Consider the following 25647-nt stretch of genomic DNA (forward strand, 5'->3'; position numbering starts at 1 on the left):
TTAGGAAATGTACTTAGAACAAACATTAGGATAATCTATAGTGAGGCTATAAGGTTTCGTCTTACATAGTATTCTAAAACCAGTATAATCTGGATATATGTTCTTATTAAAGGAGATATCAGTGGATAATAATAAATATAGGGTTAAGTGGGATCTTGAAAGATTGTATTCAGGCGGCAGTGATTCGAAGCAATTTAGATTACTTCTGGAAATGGTAGAAATAATGATACATAAATTTGAAGATGAAATCAAAAAGATGTCTTTAGCACTAATTACATTGGATATTGCAAACATCAAAAGGATGCTTGATGAAGCCACTAAAATTAGGGCCAACCTTTCAGAAGCTAGTTCATTTATTTCTTGTCTTCTTGCAATCAATCCAAAGGCCTCTAATGCTTCTGCATTGCAGGGGAATCTATCTAAGTTCGTTTCCCGTTTTGAATCCATTATGAAGAGGATTCATAAAATGCTTGCTGATATTAACGACGATAGATGGGGACATTTGCTGACTAGTAAAGAATTAATGCAGTTTGAATTCATATTGAAAGAATGGCGGGAACAGGGTAAATATTATCTATCGGAAAAAGAAGAAGATATCATATCTGATTTGATGGCTGATGGATACCATGCTTGGGGCAGCCTCTATTGTTCCTTTATCAATAGTCTTAGAGTACATATTGAAATTGATGGGGAAACGAAAGAACTGTCCTTTGGCCAGGCATTTAATTTACGTTCCCATTCCGATCCCAGAATCCGTCAAGCCTCTCATGCCGCACTTGAAAAAGAATGGAATAAAAACCAGGATGTTTTTGCGAAAATCCTAAACCATACTGCTGGATATCGATTGCAAATATACAAGAAGCGGGGAATCACCAACATATTGGACGATCCTTTGAGAAAAAACCGAATGAACGAGGAAAGCTTGCACAGGATGTGGTCTGTGGTTGAAAAATTTAAACAACCATTTGTCACGTATCTAAATATTAAGGCGAAATTGATGGGCAATAAAGAAATGCATTCCTATGACTTCTGGGCACCAGTCCTGAAAACCTCGAAGAAGATTCCGTATGATAAGGCAGTGGATTTTATTCTGGAGCATTTAAGCCAATTTGGAACTGAACTAGAAGATTTTGCGCGTCAAGCTATTCATCAAGATTGGGTAGACTCGGCAGACACACCGAATAAATCAGCAGCGGCTTTCTGTGCAAGATTCCCGCTCTCTGGAGAATCCAGAATATGTTTGAACTATGGTGAAAGAATTACCGACGTCCTAACGTTGGCACATGAACTAGGCCATGCTTTTCATAACCATGCACTCCAGAAGCTGAATCCCCTGAACACATTTTATCCTCTAAGCATTGCTGAAACTGCTTCTATATTTTTTGAGATGGTTATTTTGGATGCTGCGCTTGAAGGAGCCAAGTCAGATGAAGAGAAATTATTCTTGTTAGACGAACGGTTAAAGCGGAGTGTAATGAATTTCATGAACATCCATTCAAGATTTTTATTTGAGAAAAGATTTTATGAGGAACGGAAGGAAGGATTTATTCCATCTATTCGCTTAACTCAAATAATGAAAGAGGCAATAGATGAGGCTTATGCCAGAGCTTTTCATAGTGCATCAGCGTATTCATGGGTGTGGACACCGCATTTTTATATTACAGGCTCACCATTCTATAACTTCCAGTATACATTCGGATATTTATTTTCTTTAAGCATTTATGAAGAAGCAAAGAAACATGGTCTTGGGTATGAAAAGGTATATATGAATTTGCTCCGTGATTCCGGGACTATGTCGATAGAAGATCTGGTAAAAAGGCATTTAGGTAAAGATATTACCTCTGAAGAATTTTGGGAAGAAGGCATCAAACTTTGCATAAGGGATGTGGAGGATTTTAATTGCCTGGCTTCAAAATATTTATAGATTGAATTATGTGATTGTTGCCTTTTAATATAATGAATACCATTGTGAGGTCGAAAAATGAAAAAAGCATTGCTTATTATAGATGTCCAAAATGGAATGTTCCAGGAGGGAGATATTGTATACAAAGGGAAAGAGTTGCTGCAAAATTTACATGAGTTGATCGTAAAAGCACGCTACTCAGAGGTTCCGATTTTTTATATTCAGCATAATGCATCGCCTGGTAATCCTCTAGAGTATGGTACAAAGGGATGGGAGATACACCCTGACATTACTCCAAACAGTCAAGACGTGTTTATACAAAAGACTACTCCCGATTCTTTTTATAAAACGTCTTAGAGGCTGAACTGAAAGAACAAGGAGTGAAGCATTTAGTTATAGCGGGAAATCAAACAGAAGTATGCGTTGACACCACTTGCAGAAGAGCTTTTAGTATGGAATATATAGTTACTCTTGCGTCAGATGCACACAGCACCTGGAATTCACAGGATATTACTGCCCAACAAATTATCAATCATCACAATGGGGTGTTGCGTTGGTTTGCGGATGTTTATCCGTGTAAAGAAATTTCTTTCTTAGCTTAAAGACTACAAAAGCAAGGTGATTCCGCGGAGGAATATTATTGGATGATGTAACTCAAATCAAAGAAGCATTGTTCAAGAAAGCCACAATCTTTTAAACAGGTGGATTCAGGCCAACAGAGAAGTTGGGTGAAAGTCGGATTGGGAAGGTTTTATGGTGAAAAGAGGGAGAAAATCCACCAGCAAAGCATGACCCGATTTGTACATTGTTTTTAAGTCAATTACAATATGTTTCTTAAGATTGTCTACTTTAAGCAACACATATATTCACAAACAGCGCAGGGAGCAGCCTATAACTTGTTAGGTTTATTAGGAGAATAATTCTAATAACAAATAACAGCCTAATTAACTTTTATTTCAACAGCCAATTGCCAATATAAATAAAAGTAAAAACGCTCAGAGCGTTTTTTTTTGTAGTATTTTTTGCGCAATTGAACTAAAGCACCCCGCTCAATATAATGAGGGTGGACTATCTGCCATCGTATTAGCAAGAATTAAATATATTAGTATATTAGCGCCAGGTAATAAAATAAATATTAGTCTTACCGCCAAAGAAGAAATACCGAAATACTCAGCAATACCTCCACAAACCCCACTTATAGACCGATCTGTTGAAGACTTTTTTAACTTATTTTTCAATTTAAATACCCTCTAACTTGAATGAATTTTTCCCTAAATATAAACAGTACTCTATTTAAACATTAATGCTCCGCTAGAATAAGTTCCAGGACCACATCTGCAACCCTTTGTTCAATTCCTTATAAGACTATAAATTCCCTTGATATCATGCTCTTTCGCTTAAGCCAACTCAGTTTTTCCTTCATTGTCTGCCATATAAACGTTTGATCAGCTTTTAATCAGGATTTAAACTATATCGTTATGATGATAACAACAAAGGATAATCAATGCAGTGCAATCATTACTACTTTTTATATCAATATTAGCATTAATTTCAACTAAAGCTTCAACTTTCTTAACCTTTTTCTCATTTGTAATCCTCTAGCTTCTTTTGTGGAAGAAGAAAGAAAGTCTCATCAAGGAAAAATAAAAACCATCGTGAATTAATTATCTATGATTTCAAGGAAAGCATTATAAAAGGGGAGTCGCCGATGTCATAGAAGGAATGTTTTTCAGAATCGTGCTGAGTGAATTAAACTTCTTTGGATTCACCTCCTAAAGTACAAAGAAAACGCCACGCAACAGCATGGCGTTCCTCCCCACAAAATATTTATTGATTCGAAGCAGGCACGTCTTTCCTGACGACGTCGAATAATCCTGCACCGATGACATCGAGTGCGGACTTCATTCTTTCAGGTGAGATGTTGTCTTCGATTGTGTCCTGCGGTGTATGGTAGACTTTCTCGATATGGTAGACAAGCGGATCCCAGCTGTCGATGCCCATCCAGATGAATAGGGCAGCTGGAATGCCGGCATTATGGAATGGAACATGGTCACTTGAACCAAATGTACCTGGCAGGATATCAGAATTTCCAAGTCGCGCTCCGGCCGCCATTGTGGAATCAGTGACAATGTTCGTCGAGCCATTTGGAGTCATCGCATACAGATTCTTCGCAGGTGCGTAGTTTGTGGCAACCATATCCGGAACGAAGACAGCTTCGATCTTTTCACGCTGTTCCTGGGATAGTTGGTCTACATAATATCTTGCGCCGAGCAGGCCGCGCTCTTCGGAACCAAAGGCAATGAATTTCATTTCTTTATCCGTATTGTAACCCTTATATACACGTGCAAGTTCAAGCATCAAACCTACGCCTGATGCATTGTCGTTTGCACCAGGGGCACCGACGACGCTGTCATGGTGTGCGCCCAGAATGACTTGTTTTGTATCTTTGTTTTTCTCTTTTGGAGCCTTTGTAGCGATGACATTCACCGACTTAAGATTGGAGAAGTGCTCTGCTGTCAGGCTGATTTTTACCGGTCCCTCTGCCATTTGCTCTTTCAGCCATTCCCCCTGGATGAAAGCTGATCCAAAGACTGGAATTTCAACTGGCTCCGCTAAATTCGGGTTGAATGTCTGCCCGTAATTTCCACGGCTTCCGACAAGACTTTGGAGGATTACACCTGAAGCACCGGCTTTAACGGCATTATCAACTTGAGTACGATAGCCGGCAAGTGAGGATTCCCTCGGCATAACCACAATCTTTCCTGCCGTATCAGCCGGGAAATCAGCGAGATTGGCTCCACCGTCTACAAAAATAACTTCCCCGCTGACAGCTTCCTTGCTGATCTTCCCTTTTGGCGCTGCAGCCATTTGCCATGAAGTACCGTCTGCAAAGGCAACGTCCGCTATGTACTGGTCAGCTACCGGGAAGTATTGAAATTCCACTTCATAACCATAGCCCTTCAGAACATTGGCAATGTACTCAGCTGACTCCTTTTCCGCTTCCAGCCCGCCAGGACGTGGACCAATTTCTTCTGATAAGTAGCGGACATGCTCGATTGCCCGAGCTGCATCTACTCTGGCAACTACTTTCTGGTCCTGTGAATACTCCGATTTGTTGCTGCTGATGTCAGTCGCAGCAAATCCTACCGGTCCGAATGCCATCGATAATGCTAGAAGCGAAGCCGCTACTTTTAACCCTTTTCTCCGAAAAACCATGACTTTCCCTCCCATTACTTACTTTATTAGGAATCTTGTAAAATTCAGATTCCTACATCCATATCATAGATTCCAAGTAAGAGAAGAAACAAGTTCAAAAATTACTAATTTTCTAAATATTTCATTTGATAACAAGGACCAATTTACCATATGTATAGAAGGTTCATACCAAAGGAAAGGTGCTAAAAATGTATGGGAATTTAATGCACGTAAGGAAAAATGGTCCAAACAACCCACTTATTTACCAACGTTTCGACAACATTCTTATTCCAATTCAGGTAATCTATTAATAAATTTAATAGTTACTGAATTTATTAAAAGTTAACTAAGGGGGTAATTTTTTGAAACGCAGGGCTAAATCTCTAGTGTTTTTGTGGTCAGCTATTATGTTAGTGATCAGCACATTTTTATTCCCCATTGCTTTGGCAGCCTCAACGGGAAAAAACCCAGAGAAAAGTGTATCGACTTCAGCTGTACAAAAAATTGATGGTAAGGTCTATCAAAAACTAGGGGACTCTGAAGAGGTATCGCTGATCGTGATACTAAAAGAACAAATTGATGCCGCAAAAGTCACTATGCAAGCAAAGAAACAGGCAAACACAAAAAAGTTACCTCCCCAAGAAAAAAAGCATAACGTCCGGTCAGCCGTTTTAACTGAATTAAAAGCTAATGCTCATCGGACACAGGGTAAGCTACTTGATGTTTTAGGCCAGGAAAAACAAAAAGGCAAAGTTAAAAGGTTCAAATCTTATTACATCATTAATGCAGTTTCTTTTACAGGAACAAAAGAATCTTTGGATAAAATCGCTTCGCTCGAAGAAGTTAACAAAATCTATTTGGATGAAGTGCATCAATTGAATCCGAAAACGGAAATGAATCAAAATAATACAGACGCAAATATTGAATGGAACGTTAATCAGGTAGGTGCTCCGGATGCATGGGAAATGGGGATTGATGGGACCGGTACTGTGGTGGCAGCCATCGACTCTGGTGTTCAGTGGGATCACCCGGCCCTGAAAGAAAAGTATAGAGGTTACAACAAAACCGAAAGTACAGTCGATCATCAGTATAGCTTCTTTGACGCAGTGAATGGAAAAGCAGAAGGGTACGATGACAATGGCCATGGAACCCATGTGACAGGTACAATGGTCGGCAGCCAACAGGATGGGAAGAATCGAATCGGTGTTGCTCCGGGAGCAAAGTGGATTGCGGCTAAAGCATTTGATTCAGCAGGCAGAGGGGTTGATTCAAATATTTTACAAGCTGCAGAGTGGATCCTTGCTCCTGGTGGACGAGTGGACATGGCACCAGATGTCGTCAACAATTCATGGAGCGGCGGATCAGGAATGAATGAGTGGTTTTTAGAGGTGGTTCAGACATGGCGAGCGTATGATATTTTTCCGGTTTTCGCAGCAGGAAATGCCTCGCTCTTGAATCCGAACGGGCCAGGTACTATTGCCAGTCCAGCTAACTATCCGGAATCCTTTGCAGTTGGGGCAACCAATAACGAAAATCTCTTAGGAGATTTCTCATTACTTGGCCCTTCGCCTTATGGTGAAATCAAGCCGGAAGTGACAGCTCCAGGGGTGAAGATTCGTTCTTCGGTTCCTGGCGGCGGCTATGAGGGCGGATGGAATGGGACATCCATGGCGACACCCCATGTTTCTGCAGCCGCTGCTTTGCTAAGGCAAGCCAATGCCAATATAACCGTAGATGAAATCGAGCAAGTCTTAACTGAGACAGCGAATCCATTGACGGATACAGCCTTTCCAAAATCACCGAATAATGGATATGGCCATGGTCTGTTGAATGTGTATGATGCAGTTCTTTCCGTTACGGTCGGTATGGGAACGATCAAAGGGAATGTAACGATACAGGGAGAAGATACAGAAAATCCGAAATATGAACATACGCCTATTACAGAAGCTGATCAGGGGGTACAGATCGATTTATCGATAGTTGTCAGCGATAATATAAGTGTCGACTCTGTTGAATTAAAATATAAAGTGAATGACAGCGAATGGAATACAATCGGCTCAGAAAGAACCTCAGGAAATCATTTATCAGGGGAATATTCTGCAATGATTCCTGCAGGTGTAACAGACAGCGGAACTTTAGCCTATCAATGGATCATTACCGATTTTGCCGGAAATAAAGTGAGCACCGATGAGTATCCGGTAACAGTAAAGAAAGGCTTAACGACTGGCTATTTTGAAGACTTCGAGACAGAGCCTGCTGGATGGACTGTTGTCGGGGAAACATCCGCAACGAACTGGGAATGGGGAATCCCAACCTCTGGTCCAAACAGTGCAGCATCCGGTGAAAAAGTCTATGCTACTAATCTGGAAGGCAACTATACCAATGGGATGAGAGAAATGCTTGTCATGCCAGCTTTATTTGTAACAGGGGATAAAACCTTCCTGCAGTTCAAGCAATGGCATAGCTTTGAAGTATCATCCTCCACTGGGACCCCCTATGATTATGGTTATGTCATCGTGTCCCCTAACGGACAAGATTGGACCCAGTTGGCCATGGTGAAGGGCGACTCCAATGGCTGGGTGAACGCGGAGGTGGATTTATCCGAATATACTGGCAAGGGGATTTACATTGCCTTTTATACTTACTCTGACTTCAGTGCCAATCGGCCAGGCTGGTATATTGATGATATGGCACTATCATCTACATCCAATCAAGATGGCAGCAACAGCCTGACAGCGACTGATAAAACACCAGTAGAGATTAAGACCATAAAGGAAGAAACAGAGAACCCTCCAACATTGTTGCCATTGGAAGCGCAGGTGAGTGTTATGGAAACAGGGCGTTCAACAGTTACCAATCCACAGAATGGAAGATATACACTTACCCACCCTGCTGGAGAATATAGAGTTGTCGCCGAATCATATGGTTACCATCCGCAAACTCGGACCATTCAAGTCGCGAATAAGCAAGAAACGGCAGCGGATTTCACACTTGAAGAAAAACAGCTTGGGAACATCACAGGCAAAGTGATAAATGACCTTACGGGTGAACCAATTGAAGGTGCCAAAGTCTACTTAGTAGAAGATGCTAATATCAAACCGGCAGTGACTGATGAGGAGGGTGAATTCACCCTTGCAGCCTTTGAGGGCAGCTATAAGCTGAAGGTATCTCATCCAATGCATTATCCAAGTGATGTCCCCATAACAGTTGAAGGAAATGCTAAGAAGGTACAAAATCTTTCGATGAGACCCATCCTCGGCTATTCAGAAACGCTTGCCTATGACGATGGTACTGCGGAATCCCTTAACTATTTTCATACTGTAGGGAACGGCTGGGCGGTTAAAATGTCGTTAGCCGAGGGTGAACGTAGAGGAGTATTAACAGGCGGATTATTTAAATTCGATGGTGGAAACCGGCCGGATCCAGGTGGAACGGAATTCATGGTAGAGGTATTCGATGCCACTGGCCCTAATGGATCTCCTGGCAAAAAAATAGCTGGCCCGATCAAAGCGGAAGCGATCCGTTCCTATACTGATTGGACGTATGTCGATTTAAGCGGCGAGGAGATTATAGTCAACCGAGATTTTTACCTTGCCTATATTCAAAAGAATAAATTCCCTTACGTACCAGCTATAAATAAAGATACCAATGGGACATGGACAGGCAGAAGCTTTTCCTATATCGATGGCAACTGGAGACAAACCGTAAAATCAGACGGAAATTATATGATTCGGGCCACTGTGGCCTATGATCATGCAGTTCCGGAAATTACATCCCCAGAAGAAAAGATATTTACAGCTGATAAAGTATTAACGATAGAGGGAGAGGCACAGCCGAATACCAAAGTTTACTTATATAACAATGGAGTTGAAACCGCAGTAGTCACTTCTTCGGATGATGGACATTTCACGGCAAAAGTTACTTTATCAAATGGGGAAAATGTCTTAACAGCCAAAGTAGCTCAAGGTCCGTCCCTGACCCGGCCATCCAATTCAGTCACTGCAATCCTTGACCAGGAGAAACCAGTCATATCCATAGAGTCACCAGCTGACGGTGAACGGTTCAATACGACCGCGCTTACCGTGAAAGGACAGGTTGAGGACAAGAACCTGGATTCTGTTTCCGTCAATGGTACTGAAGTAACTGTCGCAGATGGCTCCTTTGAAGCACAACTTGAATTAGATCAGGGAAAAAATATTCTCAAGGTTTTAGCAAAAGATTTGGCAGGCAATGAAACAACGGCAGAGGTCGCAGTAGAGGCAGACTCTATCGCCCCGGATATTATAATCGAATCACCAGCAGAAGGAGAGGTAACACATAAGAAATCCATTACCGTCCAAGGACGAGCAGATGATTTGAACTTAGCCTTTGTCAGGGTGAATGGAAAAGAAACCGTTGTGAAAGATGGTGTCTTCAGTATAAATGTAAAATTAGAAGATGGAGAAAACATCATTACGGTTTGGTCTAAGGATACATTTAGCAATGAAACCTGGAAACAGCTAAAAGTCGTGTATGAAAGTAAGGCGGTAAAAATAATATCCAAGAATTGAAAAAGGTTTGGCTCAATCATTTTCCAGGGTTGTTTTTTAGAGGATGAAGCCAACACCAACACATTTATGTCAGTAGTCAAATGTACCAATGAGGAAATACACGTTGAGGTCGCACAAAATGGTTTCCGATTGGCCTTTGATACAGAAACAGATGTTTTTCAGAGGAAGATCCGCAGGTAGGTTTGTTGGTCCAATCTGTAATTTAAGGATGTAAGGACTTTATTAAATGGCCAGTTCCGGGTAGTTTAACGGGCTGGCCATTTTCGTCTTAATACCTCCTTTACTTGGAAGAAAAATCAGTTTGAAGCATGGAAAATAAATTGATTCCTTTAGAACTCGATTAACAAATGTTATAGTAGATACAGCTTCTATTACTATAGAAAAATAAAACGAGAGTCCTTCGAGGAATACAGGTTAAAGAATAAAGGAGTCAATAAAATGGCAAATGTTCATATATTCACGAAGCGGGAGGAAATAGCCAATGCAATCATCCACGGGGTAGGCGCCCTATTAAGTATCGCAGCACTTGTCTTCCTGATTGTGTTATCATCCCTGCACGGAACGGCCTGGCACGTCGTCAGCTTTACGCTATTCGGAGCAACCATGCTTCTCCTATACACATCCTCCACGCTCGTTCACGGCTTTCCTGCCGGCAAAGCAAAAGACATCTTTGAAATATTCGACCATTCATCCATCTATTTCTTCATCGCGGGCACTTACACACCATTCCTGTTCATTGCTATAAAAGGAACACTTGGGTGGACGCTATTCGGGATCGTCTGGGGACTCTCCATTGCAGGAACGGTCTTCAAATCCCTGTTCGTCAAACGCTTCCTGCATACATCAACAGCGCTATATGTCGTCATGGGCTGGCTGATGGTATTCGCGTGGAGGCCTTTAACCCAGAATGTATCACCAGAAGGGCTGCAATTCCTCGTGATAGGTGGAGTCCTTTATACACTAGGAGCCATCTTTTATGTATGGCGAGGATTTCATTACCACCACGCCATCTGGCATCTGTTTGTCATCGCCGCTTCGGTTATGCACTTTTTTGCGGTGTTGACTTTGCTGCCTTGAAGGCCAGATGGTGTAGTAACCTTAAACTAAATTTCTTCTCCGACAAACGGGTGCGTCAATCCAAGAAGGATTACGCACCCTTTTTGTGGAAATGAAAACCTCGGGCTATGCCCGGGTTTCCAAAAAGCTTTCAGCGTGGTAATAAAAAAACTTCCCCACGGTGCCAAAATATTTTTTGGTTCGCCAACTAAAAAAAAAAGCCCGGAGGAAGTCCTAAGTCTAAAGACAATAACAGTTTAGCACAACACACTACCTGAAATTGTAAGTATCACATTGTATTTGCCCCAAAGTACCGGAGACAGATCATTTATAAGAAGATCAAACAGGAGATTGGGGAACTACTGCGCAAATTATGTGAAAGAAATGCTGTAGAAATAATTGAAGCAACCGCGTGTATGGATTACATTCATTTGTTAGTGAGTATACCGCCCAAATAAGTGTGTCCTCTTTTGTCGGTTACTTAAAAGGGGAAAGCAGTTTCATGATATTTGATCGGCACGTAAACCTGAAAAAAAGATATGGAAATCAGAAATTCTGGTGTACAGCGTACAATGTCAAATACAACTGGAAGAAACATAAAGGTGATAGAAGAATATATTCGAAATCAAATACAAGGTGATATAGTCGCAGAGCAGTTAACGATGATGGAATACATTGATCCTTTCACAGGAGAAGAAGTGAAGAAAAAGAAACGAAGTTAGAAGGGGAGAAGGCCTTTGAGGTCTGGCCAGTAGAAGTAGTACAATTGGCGAACCCTTCAGTAGCCCTTTAGGTTTTGGTCAGTAACAAAGGTTTTCAGCCGTAGAGAAACCCACCCGTTCTCTCACGGGTGGGTTTTATTCCATTGTCGTAACGGTGAACAACGTAATGTAAGGACGGTGATACGTTTCCCTAAATGCAGATAGATATCGCAAAAAATCTTTTCTGCATTTAAGGTTATAGTTGTTATTAATAATAATGTTTTTTGGACCATTGCTAAGCAACGATTTGGTCCTTTTGTTTTGTTAGACAATTTATAACCTTAATATTATTAAAGGGTTTAAGCCCGTTTTTGTTGAATTTCTTAATAAATTAATATGGCAGAAATATTTAATAAGACGAAGTTAAAACAGCCGTTGAAAAGGTGATATGAAAATGCCGATATTCCCAGATGCAATTGATTTCTTTCCTTATTTGAAACAGAACCGCAATTATTGGATTCCACATCAAACGACTTACCATTTTATTTTAACGAAGCAACCTACTGTTTCTCGAATGGGAAGGAAGACTTTTTAGTTAAGCTGTCCCCTTCATATGGTGAAGTGAAGATACAAGTGAAAGAACTTCTTTCAAATAGATTGATATCTCTCTTGGAGCTAAAGCGGTAAAAGAAGTTTGAAATAACGGAAGATAGGAAGTACTGCAAAAGGGTGCTGCTTACAATAGATATTGAGGATGCTGAGCAATCTGTTGAGATAGATTTTAAACCGTATTTTAAAAGATATTCAGGGAACATCTTACTCGCTAAGGTTAGGCAACCCCTTGATCCTTAAGCCATTTAAGTTTAACAAAGAGAAGTGGTGTTCAAAGATCGGCATGAAAAAGTTCATTAGGGGATTAATCTTTAAAAAATATGATGAATTTGCTTCGGAGATGGGCTTCCGAGATTGGAAGGCAGCCTATGACAATACTTTTTTTATATTCCATATTCCCGAAGATGCTCAATGGAATGCAACAGAGCTACCCAATAAGAGTTGGGCAGTATGGAATGATGAAGGTCAGCAGCCATATTCTTTCAAGGTTTTTACGACTTGGGAAGAAGCAATAAGCTTTTTACGTGATTTATTTGAACAAGCAAAATATGAAGAACACTACTGGGAACCAGAAGGATATGAACCTGGAGAGAATGCATTTTTGAAACCACCTGATAAGAACAAAAAAGACGAATGAGAATTTTGCTTCTGCTTAGTGGTTATTGCGAACAGGGCAGTTTAGTTGAACAGAACTTGATTAAGAAAAATTACGGTTAAACTAGAATCTATAATTTAATGATATTTTTTAGGGAGGACTGTTTTTAAACTTTTCATTTGAAAACAATTCTAAAATACACAATGTTGGGTTAAATACCAAAGTGTAATATAATTACCATAAAGTATAAAAGTAGAATAGAAGCGGTGAGAAGATGTTAAAACAGGTTAGAAGTTGGTCAAAAATAGATACCCTGGGAATGATAGCACGAAAAAAAGTTGACTGGTCTATATTTTTAAATGGCTCTCATATACCTATAGAATTTCATGTGGATTTTGAAGAAGCAAACAATGGTAAACATCTTAATCGTGGAGAAAGACAAAAGATTTATTTGAAAATTAGTGACAAAGAATATGAAGCACAATTAGTTAACGTGGATCGTAAGGAAATCGCCTCTGATTCTCTTCAATTACGTTATGACCAAAATAAAGATTTAAAAGAGTTACTTTTAAATACTTTTGACTATTCCTACAACAGAATTAACAGTCATCGGTTAAGAAATGAGAAAAAAACAATTGTTCTTCCAGATGAGGAAGCTGAATACATCGAGTTCTATAAGACAGAGAGACCATTTGTGTATAGAGTAGAATTTATAACTCGTGATGAAAAAGTGCTTGCTGAGCCTTTTAGGAAAATTTTTAAGACATATAATGTTGCTGAACAATCTTTCGATTTTGTCAATGAAACTTTACAAAAGCTTGGAGTCGATTCAAATAATGATGAAAGGTTTTCAGTAACATATAGAAAAGAGAGAAGCGGATTACATATTAATTTTTGTAGTTGGATAATATTAGGGTTTTACCGCTCTCAAGATGGAAGATTTAAATATAGAATCCCTTTGTTTAAGAGTTATATTGAAACTCTAAGTGAACTTGATTATGAATCAAAGCAAGCATTTTTTAAAAGAAAAGATGAAGGAATACAGGTATTTACTGTGATTTTTGATTATCAAAAAATTAAAGAAAATGAAGAAATCTGGAATGAGTTTCATCGTACGCTTGAGTTTATCAAACAAAGATTTGAGAAGCAGTTTAAAACTCAATATAAAGAGAGTAACAATGCTCAACTAGCCAGAGCAATATTTGATAAAGAATATCGTGAGGAGCTTTTTATTAAAGGTCTTGCTGTTCAGGAAATAAAATACTGGTGGGTTAACCAAGGGCAGACCTATAAACAAGAAAAAGAAGGGAGCTTTCTTTGGGCACCTCAAAAATCGAAACAAGGTAGGCCACTACCACACCATGTTAATTTAGTAAATCCTCGACCTGGTGACATTGTATTTTGTTATTCAGCAAGAGAAATAAAATCTATCGGTGTAGTACAGGATACAGCTATCGAAGCACCAAAGCCTAATGAAATCTCTAATCACGAATGGCTGGAAGAAGGATACTTATTGAAACTAGATTATTTTGACTTCATTCCTCCAATTGAGAAAGAAGAGATACCAGTAGAATGGAGACTAAAAGAAGGTGGTCCATTTGATGTTAATGGAAATCTGAAGCAGGGCTACTTTTTTTCTTTATCTAAGGAATTTGCTCAAAAACTTTTTAATCTTTTTGAAGAGAGATTTCCAGTGGAGGTAAAGTCTATATTGAATGAATATGAAAGTGCAGCTCAAAGTCTCCAAATAAGTGAAAAGAAACCAGTTTACTTGTCTGTTAAAGAATTAATCAACCATATAGATTCCTACATTAAAAGCAAAGGCTTTTATTACCAAAAAGAAGAAGTAATCAATTTATTCTTGTCATTAAAAACTAAACCCTTCGTGATCATCTCCGGCATTTCAGGCACGGGTAAAACAAAGATTGTCCAGTGGTTTGCTGAAAGTGTGGGAGCGAATGAGGAGAATGGGCAATTCAGCTTGATTCCGATTCGTCCTGATTGGAATGATGGTTCGGATTTGCTGGGCTATAAGGATATAAAGGGGGACTTCATAAGAGGACCATTAACTGAAGTCATTTTAAAAGCGAAGGAAAATCCGGATAAGCCTTATTTTGTGCTATTGGATGAAATGAACCTGGCTCGGGTGGAGTATTATTTTAGCGATATTCTCAGCGTGATGGAGAGCCGGAAATGGAAGGATGGGCAAATGGTTTCTTCGCCACTTTTGACGGAGGATATGCTTGGCGAGGAGATTACGTTGCCGAATAACCTTTATATGATCGGTACGGTCAATATGGATGAAACGACCCATCCTTTTAGCAAGAAGGTGTTGGACCGGGCTAATACGATTGAGTTTAATCGTGTTGATCTAGCTAACCTTGCGTTTTTGGCAGAGACCGATGAGGTTGAGCCAATCGCTATTTCCCAGCATCAATTTGAGTCAAAATATCTTCACTTAAAAGATGTTTATCTTACTCATAAGGATGTCGTTGAGAGGGCCACTGCCGAACTGGTGAAGATCAATGGTGCTTTGCAGCTCCTGAATGCGCATGTGGGCTATCGGGTTCGGGATGAGATCTGTTTTTATCTGGCCTACAACGAAGAAGGAGACTTAATGCCTTTTGAGCAGGCGTTTGATCACTGCATTTTGCAAAAGATTTTACCGAGAGTGGCTGGCAGTGACATAAGAGTAGAGCAGTTGCTAAAGAGTCTGTACAGTCAGTTTGCAAATAAGGATTACGCAGAAGGGCAAGACGACTACAATCTTAATCCCGAAGGTGCCATCTATCCATTAAGTGCTGCCAAGGTTGTTGAAATGCTCGGGAGGTTAAGAGATGGCTTTACTTCCTTCTGGATCTCGTGAGGATGTGGAACTGGTCAAGGTGGAAACGAGAGACCTCTCATTAGTGATCAAGGGGAAGCCATTCCATGAACGATACGAGGGGCTGAAGCAATACAGGCTGATGGATCGCCATGATGTGATGGGTTTTACCGTATCTCCTAAAGGTATTGAAGATGTTTTGGTTTATGATATTAGCCGGCAGCAATTATCCAAACCAGATGATTTCAGGCCCATCTTTTTCGAGAACGGTGTCTACCAGCTGATCGTGGTGCCTAAGAATAATATCGAGTTGTCTTTTTACCATGAATACCCGCTGTTAAGGCAGGCAGTTTCACCTGTTAAAATCGGAAACCAGGACATTCTGATGGGGAATCTTCAGTTTCAAAATGAAGTTGGGTTTACCTCATTCGAGATCAGGTCTGGTACAGCCACATTATTGGAAGTTACTTTAGAGATTTTTCCGGTCAAGCTTGATTATAAAAACGATTATCAAAAGTTGCTGGAAGAAGTAAATGATGAGATTTATAATCTGGCGTTCCATTTTATCCGTAAGACGTATTTGGGAGCCAGGCTTAAGCTGGAGGGGAATCCATCAAAGGCTGAGTTTTACCGGCTAATCAGCGAGCATTTCAAGCATTTTTTACAGGCGGTTGCAAGAATAGAACAGCAGCCGCACCATCAATTGCAGAAAACATATGAACGAGCTAGAGGGGATCAGCTCAGTAAGCTTGATTCCACAAGCAGGAATTATTTAAGGAAACACGGCAGCCTCTTTGTGGATGTGCCGAACGGGATACAAGTTCAGAACCGACATGTCATGCCGATGGAAGGTTTGAAAATAAAGAAAGAGCTGACCTACGACACGCATGAAAATCGGTATGTTAAATGGATGATGCAGCGAATCAAACATAAGTTGGAAGACTTATCAGGTGCCGTAAAAAACCAAAACATCAGGTTTCGGGAAAAGCCCGATCAAGAGCTTCTTGATAAAATTGCAGCCATGATCCATCAATTGGACACTCGAATAAGGTCTTCTTTTTGGCGTGGTATTGGACGGCTTGACCGTTCGGTTATGAGCCTTGTTCTACAGATGGCACCCGGCTACCGGGATGCTTTCCAGATCTATCTGACCGTCTCAAAAGGATTGATGCTTCAAGGAAAACTGTATCGTATGTCCGTAAAAGATGTTGCAACGCTTTATGAGTATTGGACCTTTTTAAAGCTGGGCCAGCTGCTGGACCGGAAATATACTCTCGTCAGCCAGGACATTGTCCAGGTGAACAGGGAAGGGTTATTCGTTAATCTCGAGGCCAATAAGATGGCGAAACGGGTGTATAGGCATCCAATCACCCATGAGGAAATCACCCTGGCTTATCAGAAAAAAGAAAGCGGCTTGCCAACGGTATCCCAGGTTCCAGATACGATGCTGAGTATTGAAAAGAAGGGCAAGGACTATCAATACCATTATATTTTTGATGCCAAGTACCGAATCGATTATGCACAGGCGGACAGCTATTATCAAAGAAGGTACAAAACTCCCGGACCGATGGAAGATGATATTAATACCATGCACCGCTACCGTGATTCGATTGTTGCAACAAATGGCGGACCGTACGAGCGCACAGCGTTTGGAGCCTATGTACTGTTTCCTTGGTTTGATGAAACAGAATATCAAAAGCATCCATTTTATGAAAGCATAGAAAAAGTAAACATCGGCGGCTTGCCATTTTTACCGAATGCCACAACTTTGGTAGAGCGGTTTGTAGAAAGGCTGATTGATAAAAGCCCTGAAGAAATCCAAGAGGAAGGAATTTTGCCTAGAGGAGCACTTGAAGAGTGGAAGTCGAGCCTTGATGAATATGTTCTGGTTGGACTTGTGCGGGGCGAATCAGATTATCAGGAGTTCTTTAAAGGGCTATCCTATCGAATTCCTGCAGAGAATTTGAGAAAAGGCTGGCAGGAAGCAAAGTATGTAGCTTTATATGTACCTGGCGGACAAACGGAGAAAAATGGCATACGCTTTTACGGAAAAATTCATGAGGTACAACCAGTCATGGCAGAAGGCAGAGAATACATCCAATTCCGTATTCATGTCTGGCAGTCGCTGCAGCAAAGGATCGTTCCAGTGCATTACGGAATCGCCAATTATATGATGACCACATTGGATTTGTTGAAAGAAGCGAAGGAACTGCCCGAGTTGTTTATGAAATCCACAGAGGAAATGACCATCTGGAGGATGCTGAGAAGGGTATCGGATCGAATTAAAGTGGATCTTGACTCTGAATTTTTGGATGAGGCAACAAGTGTTCATGAATACAATATTAAAGGGATCACTGCAAAGATAAATAAAAGCAGAAGGGAATTAACTTTTTTGAGAAGTGGTGGTTCCCCAGTAATCTTGCCAGTTCAGGAATTACAAAAAAACCCTTCAGGTGTGTTCAGAATCTTAGTGAAAATGTTGAGTGAATAAAAGGGGTACAGAATTTATTGTTGTATGGATTCTGTCCTTTTTTTAAGTGATTCCAAAAATTTGCAAAGTTATATGTATTATTCGACCTTAGTCTTGGCTCCTTTCTAAAGGAAATTAGAATGATAACTATCCTGTTCTAAAATGGTTAAGGTTGATCTGGCTAGCAAACGGTGATTATTGCATGTTAATGCTGTTTAAAAACGTCCATATATTGACGGTATTGTCTGTCCAGGGGTTGACGGATATAATGTCATTAATCACCCTGAAGAAAGGAGAAGACGCCTTCCATAATGTCGGCCATTACCAGTGGCACGACAGAAGACGTCCTTCAACCAATATGATTGTTGTAAATGATTATACCAGATAGATTTATAGAATTATATTGGGGAGGACTGACAAGCCTCCTCAGCTATCTTTAAACGGCAATAAATCCGTCAAGTTTAGGACAAAATGAGCCGTCAGTTTCTGGACATTCTAGAGTGTCAAACGGAAAAATTTTGCTGAAAGCTTCTATGAATACAGCCATTGATTTATACTACATTTGCCATGTTTTTGGCCCACTCCGGACAAGTTATTGTTCCACCTCAGTCATGCACAGGACCACCCTTCTATATAATTGAGATGCACCTGCTGGTGCGCATCAATTATTTAGGCGGTTTTTTTGTGATTAAATATCGGGAAACCTTGAGGCTTCACGCCCAGGGGATTAGTCAAAGGGCCATTGCCTCAAGCCCTTCGAATTCCAGGACCACAATACGGGAAGTGGTTAAGAGAGCTGATGAACGTAACGTAAGTTGGCCATTAGAAGAAAACACTACTGACCAGGTTTTACAAGAGTTGCTTTTTTCAGAGAAGCACACTTCAACGGATTTGGGATGGTGCCTGGTACAGATTCAGAAGAAATCAAACAACAAGTTTTAGGATTATATCAGCTTATTAAATAGAGAAGAAGGAGAGCTGTTTTTCATGGCCATTCTATTTGAAAGTATTGCTCAGTTGGATCATTCGAAGGAATTTGCGAAGCTGCATCAAAAATTTCACAAATTCAATCCCTTGAAGGTTCTAAGAGTGGATCAGTTTGAAATCCGTCATTCCAATGTACTTGCCTGGCTGCTTGATCCTCATGAGAATCACCAGCTTGGGAGTACGTTTCTGAAAAAACTATTGACCCGCCTTTTAACGAGGACAGAGAATGAGGAGAAATACACGGACTTTGATTTCCTGGCCAATATGTATGCTAGTTTTTCAGACGTTGAAGTATATCGTGAGGTCAAAACGGATACCAATCGTTATATCGACTTGGTTGTGGCAGTGCCATCACAAAAGATGGTCATTTTGATAGAAAATAAGTTCCATGCTGCTGAGTCCGTGGGCCAGTTGGATGATTACCTGAATCACGTCAAAAGTATATATCAGGGCTATCAAGTCGTTCCTGTCTTTTTAACTTTAAGAAGTGATGCACCAACCCATAATGAATATATGGTTCTGGATTATAACGATGTTCTGGAGATCATCCTTTTACATATTGAATTGAATAGGGATGCCATTTCAGATAATATCTATGAGTTTTTATTGTATTATTGTGAAGTTTTGAAAGAGGAACTGGTTCATGACGATGAGGCTGCCCAGCTCGCACTTGACGTTTACCAAGCTAATAAACCAGCGATTGATTTGCTCTATTTGAGCCAGCATGGGGATTATCGAAAACAGCCGAGATACGAAGACCATTATCAGTTGCTGGATACCCTGTCATTGAAGCAGCAGGAAGGTCTAAGGAGGGTTTACGAGAAAAAGAGGAAGACAATCGATTTCATATTCACGATTGGAAGTAACGTTCTCAGGGAAGCGTTCTTGTCCTTTGTCCAGCTTGAAGAGATTCCCGCTGAAGTCTATAGAGCACACGTTCAGTTTCCGAGCTTCATTTTACCAGAATGGCTTGAATATAAAGAGACGATCGGGGAGCCAGAACATGGTTATTGGCTCGGACATGGTCTGATTATCTGGTATGAAAGGACTTGGGATGAAAGGCTGAAAATCACCATTGAAGTTGGCCCCGTTCCATATGACCAGCGTCTCAAAATATTAAATGCACTCGAGCAGCAGGGAATCCATATACGTCCAGCTGCGAAGATCGAGGGGAAGAAATATACAAGGGTTTTCACGCAAACTATACCGGTTGCTGATTGGTCAAGTAAACAAGAAATCGTGGATAAGATGGAATCTTTGTTCCATGATAAAGGAACAATGGATTTCTTCAAGAAAATGGGCTTGGCTCTGGAATCGCTTGAAGAAGACAATGAAGTTGAAATGGAGCAAGCAATCAGACAGCATAGCAAATCGGCTGGTATTTTTCCGAAAAGGCCATTTATAAGGTTTGCAGCGGATCATGGGATCCTGGAGACCGATTTCCGTATCGGAAACCGCAATGCTTCCTTTATACTGAATGGTTTCAAGGAGTTGGAGAAAATCTACGGAACAACAAGGGAAAAGTGGTGGTGGCACGATAGTACCTTTGTTTTATGGTTTGACCGGCTCCATGACGGGAGACTGAAGCTAACATTAGAGCTTGGCCCTTTACAGGCAGATAAACGATTGCAACTGATCGAAAGGCTGGAGGAAATGGGTTTGTCCTTTTCCGCTCATTCCAAACAACAATCGGCAAGATATACTCGCTTGTATTCAAACACTGCGAGGGTTGAAGATTGGGATGATAGTGAAGAAGTATATTGGGAAATGGTTCGTCTATACAAGCATCCAGAAATGCATTGGGTATTGAATTTGATTGATCAGTTAGCCGTAAAATCAGTATTATGAGAATAGATGAAATGCTTGAATGTGCCATATGGACAAACCGAGGCAAAGGAAATTCCAGAGTTATTAATGCAATTTACGGATGTAATTAACCTTTTGAGAATGCTGAGCAGGGTCAAGATAGAAAAGGGAACGAAAATTCACTAGAGAAACTTGGCATGTATCTGCAGAATGAGTCAAAAGTGGAGAATGGTCAATGGCGAATGCTATGCAAGTCATTTTAGAGGGATAGACATGAACCAAAACAACGCAACAAACAAAAACGCTACGCGAGTAGGTGAACGCGAGATTGTGATCACACGCGTATATGATGCTCCACGTGATCTTGTGTTTAAAGCTTGGTCGAAGGAGGAGTATCTGTCGAAGTGGTGGGGACCTCAAGGTTTTACGACGACTTTTTAGAAGTTTGATATGAAACCGGGCGGTACTTGGCAGTTTATCACGCACGGTCCTGATGGCGTTGATTTTTCCAACACCAACGTCATTGTCGAAGTTGTTAAACACGAGAGAATCGTTATCAACCATACTGTGTTTCCCCATTATCTGGCGACAGCCACCTTTGAGGATCTGGATGGTAAGACCAAACTTACTTATAGTGCAGTTTTTGAAGAAAATACCGCCGTATTCGATAAGGTGAAAACATATGCCGTCCCAGGTGCCGAACAGATGATGGATCGTCTGGAGGAGCATCTGGCAAGTATGTCTTAAAAGTCCCTGAAAACAGTTTTCACAAAAGCAATCTGATAAATTGAAAACAAGAATTGCTTGAAATCTACGACAGTGAATTGATATACGTTGGCATTGCGACCAGCGCCCCAAAGCACCCATCAAGATTCTTTACGCTTTTACGGGCATGATGAGAATAAATTATAGCTATCAAAAAAGGCCTGCAAAATAGCAGGCCTTTTCCTTATCGCTCACATGCATAATTGTCTTTGTCGCGGTCCATCTTCGGCTGGTATGCCGGATGGTCAGCAGGGACACCGTTCGGATACTTCGTCCTCAGTTCTGTGCAGTTAGCAAAAATTTCTGTTTGATTATTTGTCGCAGGTGCTGTAGATGCCGGCTTTGATGGTGTAGCCCCTGACTTTGATCCTGAAGTGGATTGCCTGGATGTTGTATTGGCTGTTCTTTGGGAATCGAGATCACCTTTTGTGGTTCCTTCAGTTCCATATGCCCAGAGACCTGTGCCAGCTTCACGCGCTTCCCTGGCAAATTTCACGAAAAAGTCGCTGTACTTCACATCTGGCGGATAGGTGGATGGTTCTGCGTACCCGTTCAACACAAGATGAGCATTGAACATTTTTGCACGGATTTCATTTTCGTTCATATCGTTGGCGGGGATTGCTAGCCAGATGATTCTCAGGTAACGCCCATATCTGTCTGTTTCACTTACATCCCTTTGCATCCAGATTTTCTTCCCGGAAAGCTTGGATTTCGTGTAGTTGCTAGCTTCTTTCCCGTAAGTTTCATTCCTTGTGGTTGACTCCGGCGTATTGACGCCAATTAATCTAACTTTGCGGCCATCCGTCGTCACAATTGTATCGCCATCGACGACACGGCCAACTGTAACAGCCTCCAGTCCGAGTTCAGCAATTCGCGCTTCTTCCTTTGCCTTTGACTCAGCTTCCGCTTTTGCTTTTGATTCTTCACCAGTCTTGGCTTCTGCTTCCGCTTTTTCTTTCGCTTCAGCTTCTTGCTTGGCTTTGGCAGCTGCCTCTTCCATTTCTTTCTTCTCAGCCAGTTCTTTGACTTCCTTCTCTTTTTCTATCTTCGCGCTTTCAACTTGTTCCTGGTCCTTCTTTACTACCTGTGTAGATTTCGTATCTGCCTTTGTTTTATCTTCCTCAGGTTCTGAAAAGAATATTACAAGGGAAAGGGTAGCGACAATCCCAGCGGTGATAAACATCCATGGCTTTCCAGAAAAAGATTTCCCTTTGCTTTTTTGACTGGACAGCCAGAAGCCAATAAGGTAAATCGCCAAGCCAATTAATCCGATCGGGGTTACGATGGTCAATAACAACAGAAATAAAAGGCCAATGATCAGGAAGATGAATTTAAGAATCCTAATTTTCTTTTCCCCCTTTTTTTCTTTTTCTAGGATAATTATATCAATTATTTGGAAAGGGGGTGTGGAAAATTGAGTTTTTAAATATTAACAGAATTTTCATTACAATTCGAGGGATGAAGTCAAAAAGGGGAGGGGAGAGAAAGTGACTGATAACCAAACAGGCAACAAAATATAATAAGCTCACCCGCAACCGGATCTCAGAGATGGTTTAAAACAGCGGGTGAGCATGTAGTTAAAAAGACTGTTTGTTATCAAGTCTGAAATGATTATTTTTCTTAATCTCTGATGATTCCATGGCTTGAACCCTTAAGTACAACATTTCCATTTTGATTATGATATACCGTCTCCATAGCCACAGTTTTAAACCCTTCAGATTGCTCAACTTTTGTAAGGATTATTTTACATGTAATAGTATCTCCCGTAATAACCGGTCGAATAAATTCACTTACCATCTCTCTGTCAATATAGTTTAAATCCCCGCCAATCTTCGTTCCTATGCTTGCAGTTAATAACCCTTGAACCATTAACCGTCCATTTTCATCGGGTTCAATATGATGCCTGCCTTGATCTCCGGAAATTATCCCGAACTCTACTACCTCATCTTTTGTAAAAGTTCTTTCCCATGTGTAAACATCACCAGTTTTTATCCAAAAACACTCCGTATTTTAAATTTTCTGTCTATTGATTATAACACAGGAATGAGTGGTTATTCATTCAACTTTTTCAGCTGAACCTTTTTGAACAATTAGTTCAAGAAAGACTGTCATACAAGTATGCAAATATAAAATTTTTAAAATATAGATTTAATATACATCCCGCCAAAACAGTTTGTATCGGGAAGATAAGCATGACACTCTTTGAGGTGCTGCATGAATACTTAAAGTGTGAAGAACTGGCTGATTTTTTGGAGATATGCCTGAGCTGGTCTATCACGGTCTGTCGATGATCACGAGAGGAAAAATAACGAAACGGAAAGAAGGAAGAGGGAGTTCGCGAGAAGGTTAGCTGGTGAAAGGTAATAGATAAAACGAATGGGAAAAAGAACTCTTTTGAGGTTCTTGTTGTATTCAACGAAGAATTAGAGCAAAAGTCGGGGGATAACCAGTCCATTTCCATTCCTCTTTCTTACCCACATTACCCCTCAGCTACCCATCCATCTCGACTTTCTCCATTTTGAGTTCTGCTGGTTACGTTAATATCATAAAGTTCCCTAAAACAGGAGTTTAGTAGCATGAAATTTTGTTTGAATTTTCTAATAACATTTGTATAATAATATTTAAGGTAAATAAACGGAAAAATTCCGAAATAAAGTTTTACCTGAAAATCTGGTTATTGCCAGTGCTGAGTTGTTACTGATAATTGGTCATGTATCAGAGCGAAACAGAATTTTTTAAGGAGGACTCTATGCCAAACAACTTTGCGAAAGCATACCTGGAAGAAAACAAAGGGGTTTTTGAAGGTATTAGCGAGTATGTATACGGTCATCCGGAAACTAGATTCGAAGAGTATTCATGTGCGGAGTTTTTAGCTACCGAGTGTGAAAAAGCGGGGTTCCATGTTGAAAGAAACGCAGGGAATATGGAGACAGCCTTTGTAGCGACTTTTGGAAGCGCTTACCCGGTAATCGGGTTCCTGGGGGAGTTTGATGCATTATCCGGTTTGGGGCAGGTGCCAAACAAGACCTCATTCGAACCAACAGAACTGGATGTGGGCCATGGCTGCGGCCATAATCTGTTGGGAGCAGGCGCTTTTGCTGCTGCATGTGCCGCAAAAAAGTATCTTGAAGAGCACAAGCTCCCTGGGACTGTTAAGTTTTTTGGATGTCCGGGAGAAGAAGGCGGTTCCGGAAAGACATTCATGGTCCGGGCAGGGGTGTTTGCCGGGGTGGATGCCGCGTTAACCTGGCATCCGTCGCCTGGGAACAGCATTATGAGCCTTACAAGTCTGGCAAACTATCAAATTTATTTCAGGTTCAAAGGCTTGTCTTCACATGCCGCAAACTCGCCTCACCTCGGACGGAGTGCCCTTGATGCAGTTGAGTTGATGAACGTTGGCGTGAACTATCTTCGGGAGCATATCATCCAGGAAGCAAGAATTCACTACGCGATCACGAATACAGGCGGCAACTCGCCAAATGTCGTCCAGGCAAATGCTGAAGTGCTGTATCTCATTCGGGCGCCAAAGGTCCAACAAGTGGATGAGATTTACAGACGGGTTTGCAAGATTGCCGAAGGTGCAGCTTTGATGACGGAGACAGAGCTTTCGATTGAGTTCGATAAAGCCTGTTCGAATTATATCCCGAATCGGAGCCTTGAAAAAGTTCTCTATGAAAGTTTCCTGGAAGCTGGCATCGAAAAACCGGCCGTTGAAGAAAGTGAATTTGCCCAGAAAATTTGGTCCTCGCTGTCAGAGGGTGAAAAAGAAAGCTATTTGGAGATTTTAAAAGGGTTTGGATACAAGGGCGACGGAAAGGAATTTGAAGGTAAATATCTGGCCGAAACCATTTCGCCATATGAACCTTCTGATGAAATTTTTGCCGGATCGACAGACGTATCCGATGTCAGCTGGGTTGTTCCGACTGCTCAGTTGACCGCATCGACTTCGGCCTTGGGAACGCCACTGCACACTTGGCAAATGACCACGCAGGGGATCAGCAGCTACGCCCATAAAGGAATGCTTCGCGCAGCGGAAGCGATGGCTTTGACAGCTATTAAACTTCTGACTGACAAGGTAGTGCTGGATTCTGTTAAACATGAATTCAATGAATTTAGGAAGGCCAATCCTTACACATGTCCGATACCTGAAGATGTGAAGCCATCAACTTTAAAATAGGAGGGA

Annotated in this window: 13 protein-coding genes and 3 pseudogenes; 12 read left to right on the forward strand and 4 right to left on the reverse strand. The window is 41.0% G+C overall.

From position 1 onward, the window contains the following. The first annotated feature begins 121 nt into the window (after positions 1-121). Both JJQ88_RS13910 and JJQ88_RS13915 read left to right on the forward strand, forming a co-directional pair. Complete coding sequence (locus JJQ88_RS13910; protein WP_349237139.1) at positions 122-1924, forward strand: M3 family oligoendopeptidase; 1803 nt, start codon at positions 122-124, stop codon at positions 1922-1924. Positions 1925-1981: 57 nt separating this feature from the next. Beyond that, positions 1982-2505, forward strand: a pseudogene (locus tag JJQ88_RS13915) (cysteine hydrolase family protein). A 447-nt stretch (positions 2506-2952) separates the two neighbouring features. Here JJQ88_RS13915 and JJQ88_RS13920 read toward each other — a convergent pair. Then, entirely contained in the window at positions 2953-3141 is a 189-nt protein-coding gene (locus tag JJQ88_RS13920; RefSeq protein WP_210366652.1) for a PspC domain-containing protein, read from the reverse strand. 589 nt (positions 3142-3730) lie between these two features. Next, positions 3731-5119: a M28 family peptidase gene (locus JJQ88_RS13925; RefSeq protein WP_481748307.1), complete on the reverse strand. Its 1389-nt coding sequence runs from the start codon at positions 5117-5119 to the stop codon at positions 3731-3733. Positions 5120-5460: 341 nt separating this feature from the next. On the opposite strand from JJQ88_RS13925, the gene JJQ88_RS13930 reads away from it, so the two are divergent. The 9 genes and pseudogenes from JJQ88_RS13930 (at position 5461) to JJQ88_RS13970 (ending at position 21446) form a co-directional block, all read left to right on the forward strand. Next, entirely contained in the window at positions 5461-9648 is a 4188-nt protein-coding gene (locus JJQ88_RS13930; protein ID WP_210366654.1) for a S8 family serine peptidase, read from the forward strand. Positions 9649-10086: 438 nt separating this feature from the next. After that, the gene (gene trhA, locus JJQ88_RS13935; protein ID WP_210366655.1) at positions 10087-10725 is read left to right on the forward strand and encodes a PAQR family membrane homeostasis protein TrhA; all 639 of its coding nucleotides are present in this window, start codon (positions 10087-10089) and stop codon (positions 10723-10725) included. Positions 10726-10946: 221 nt separating this feature from the next. After that, positions 10947-11426, forward strand: a pseudogene (tnpA, locus tag JJQ88_RS13940) (IS200/IS605 family transposase); the annotation flags it as partial. 874 nt (positions 11427-12300) lie between these two features. Next, positions 12301-12654 (forward strand): hypothetical protein, encoded by a 354-nt coding sequence (locus JJQ88_RS13945; RefSeq protein WP_246861181.1) that lies wholly within the window; start codon positions 12301-12303, stop codon positions 12652-12654. Positions 12655-12886: 232 nt separating this feature from the next. After that, the gene (locus JJQ88_RS13950; protein WP_210366656.1) at positions 12887-15478 is read left to right on the forward strand and encodes an McrB family protein; all 2592 of its coding nucleotides are present in this window, start codon (positions 12887-12889) and stop codon (positions 15476-15478) included. Beyond that, complete coding sequence (locus JJQ88_RS13955; protein ID WP_210366657.1) at positions 15450-17927, forward strand: restriction endonuclease-like protein; 2478 nt, start codon at positions 15450-15452, stop codon at positions 17925-17927. The genes JJQ88_RS13950 and JJQ88_RS13955 overlap by 29 nt, the downstream gene beginning before the upstream one ends. 181 nt (positions 17928-18108) lie before the next feature. Next, entirely contained in the window at positions 18109-18294 is a 186-nt protein-coding gene (locus JJQ88_RS13960) for a hypothetical protein (protein WP_210366658.1), read from the forward strand. Positions 18295-18893: 599 nt separating this feature from the next. Then, on the forward strand, positions 18894-20741 hold the full coding sequence (locus JJQ88_RS13965) for a PDDEXK-like family protein (RefSeq protein ID WP_210366659.1): 1848 nt from the start codon (positions 18894-18896) through the stop codon (positions 20739-20741). Between the two features lie 231 nt (positions 20742-20972). Then, positions 20973-21446: pseudogene (locus JJQ88_RS13970) on the forward strand (SRPBCC family protein). A gap of 202 nt (positions 21447-21648) precedes the next feature. Here the strand turns inward: JJQ88_RS13970 and JJQ88_RS13975 are convergent. Continuing rightward, positions 21649-22647, reverse strand: coding sequence for a thermonuclease family protein (locus JJQ88_RS13975; RefSeq protein WP_246861182.1), 999 nt, complete (start codon positions 22645-22647; stop codon positions 21649-21651). 437 nt (positions 22648-23084) lie between these two features. Then, entirely contained in the window at positions 23085-23456 is a 372-nt protein-coding gene (locus JJQ88_RS13980) for an FAS1-like dehydratase domain-containing protein (protein WP_210366696.1), read from the reverse strand. A gap of 757 nt (positions 23457-24213) precedes the next feature. Between JJQ88_RS13980 and JJQ88_RS13985 the strand changes: the two genes are divergently transcribed. After that, positions 24214-25641 (forward strand): M20 family metallopeptidase, encoded by a 1428-nt coding sequence (locus tag JJQ88_RS13985; RefSeq protein WP_210366660.1) that lies wholly within the window; start codon positions 24214-24216, stop codon positions 25639-25641. Positions 25642-25647: the final 6 nt, after the last annotated feature.

Origin of the sequence: Bacillus sp. REN3 (assembly GCF_017912555.1) — a bacterium.
GTDB lineage: Bacteria > Bacillota > Bacilli > Bacillales > Cytobacillaceae > Mesobacillus.

What these genes read in the sequence shown, in the direction of transcription:
- JJQ88_RS13950 (WP_210366656.1), top strand. Translation starts at nt 12,887, where the DNA reads ATGTTAAAACAGGTTAGAAGTTGGTCAAAAATAGATACCCTGGGAATG.
- JJQ88_RS13925 (WP_481748307.1), bottom strand. Translation starts at nt 5,119, where the DNA reads ATGGTTTTTCGGAGAAAAGGGTTAAAAGTAGCGGCTTCGCTTCTAGCA.
- JJQ88_RS13975 (WP_246861182.1), bottom strand. Translation starts at nt 22,647, where the DNA reads ATGTTTATCACCGCTGGGATTGTCGCTACCCTTTCCCTTGTAATATTC.
- JJQ88_RS13945 (WP_246861181.1), top strand. Translation starts at nt 12,301, where the DNA reads ATGAAAAAGTTCATTAGGGGATTAATCTTTAAAAAATATGATGAATTT.
- trhA (WP_210366655.1), top strand. Translation starts at nt 10,087, where the DNA reads ATGGCAAATGTTCATATATTCACGAAGCGGGAGGAAATAGCCAATGCA.
- JJQ88_RS13985 (WP_210366660.1), top strand. Translation starts at nt 24,214, where the DNA reads ATGCCAAACAACTTTGCGAAAGCATACCTGGAAGAAAACAAAGGGGTT.
- JJQ88_RS13960 (WP_210366658.1), top strand. Translation starts at nt 18,109, where the DNA reads ATGTTAATGCTGTTTAAAAACGTCCATATATTGACGGTATTGTCTGTC.
- JJQ88_RS13955 (WP_210366657.1), top strand. Translation starts at nt 15,450, where the DNA reads ATGGCTTTACTTCCTTCTGGATCTCGTGAGGATGTGGAACTGGTCAAG.
- JJQ88_RS13965 (WP_210366659.1), top strand. Translation starts at nt 18,894, where the DNA reads ATGGCCATTCTATTTGAAAGTATTGCTCAGTTGGATCATTCGAAGGAA.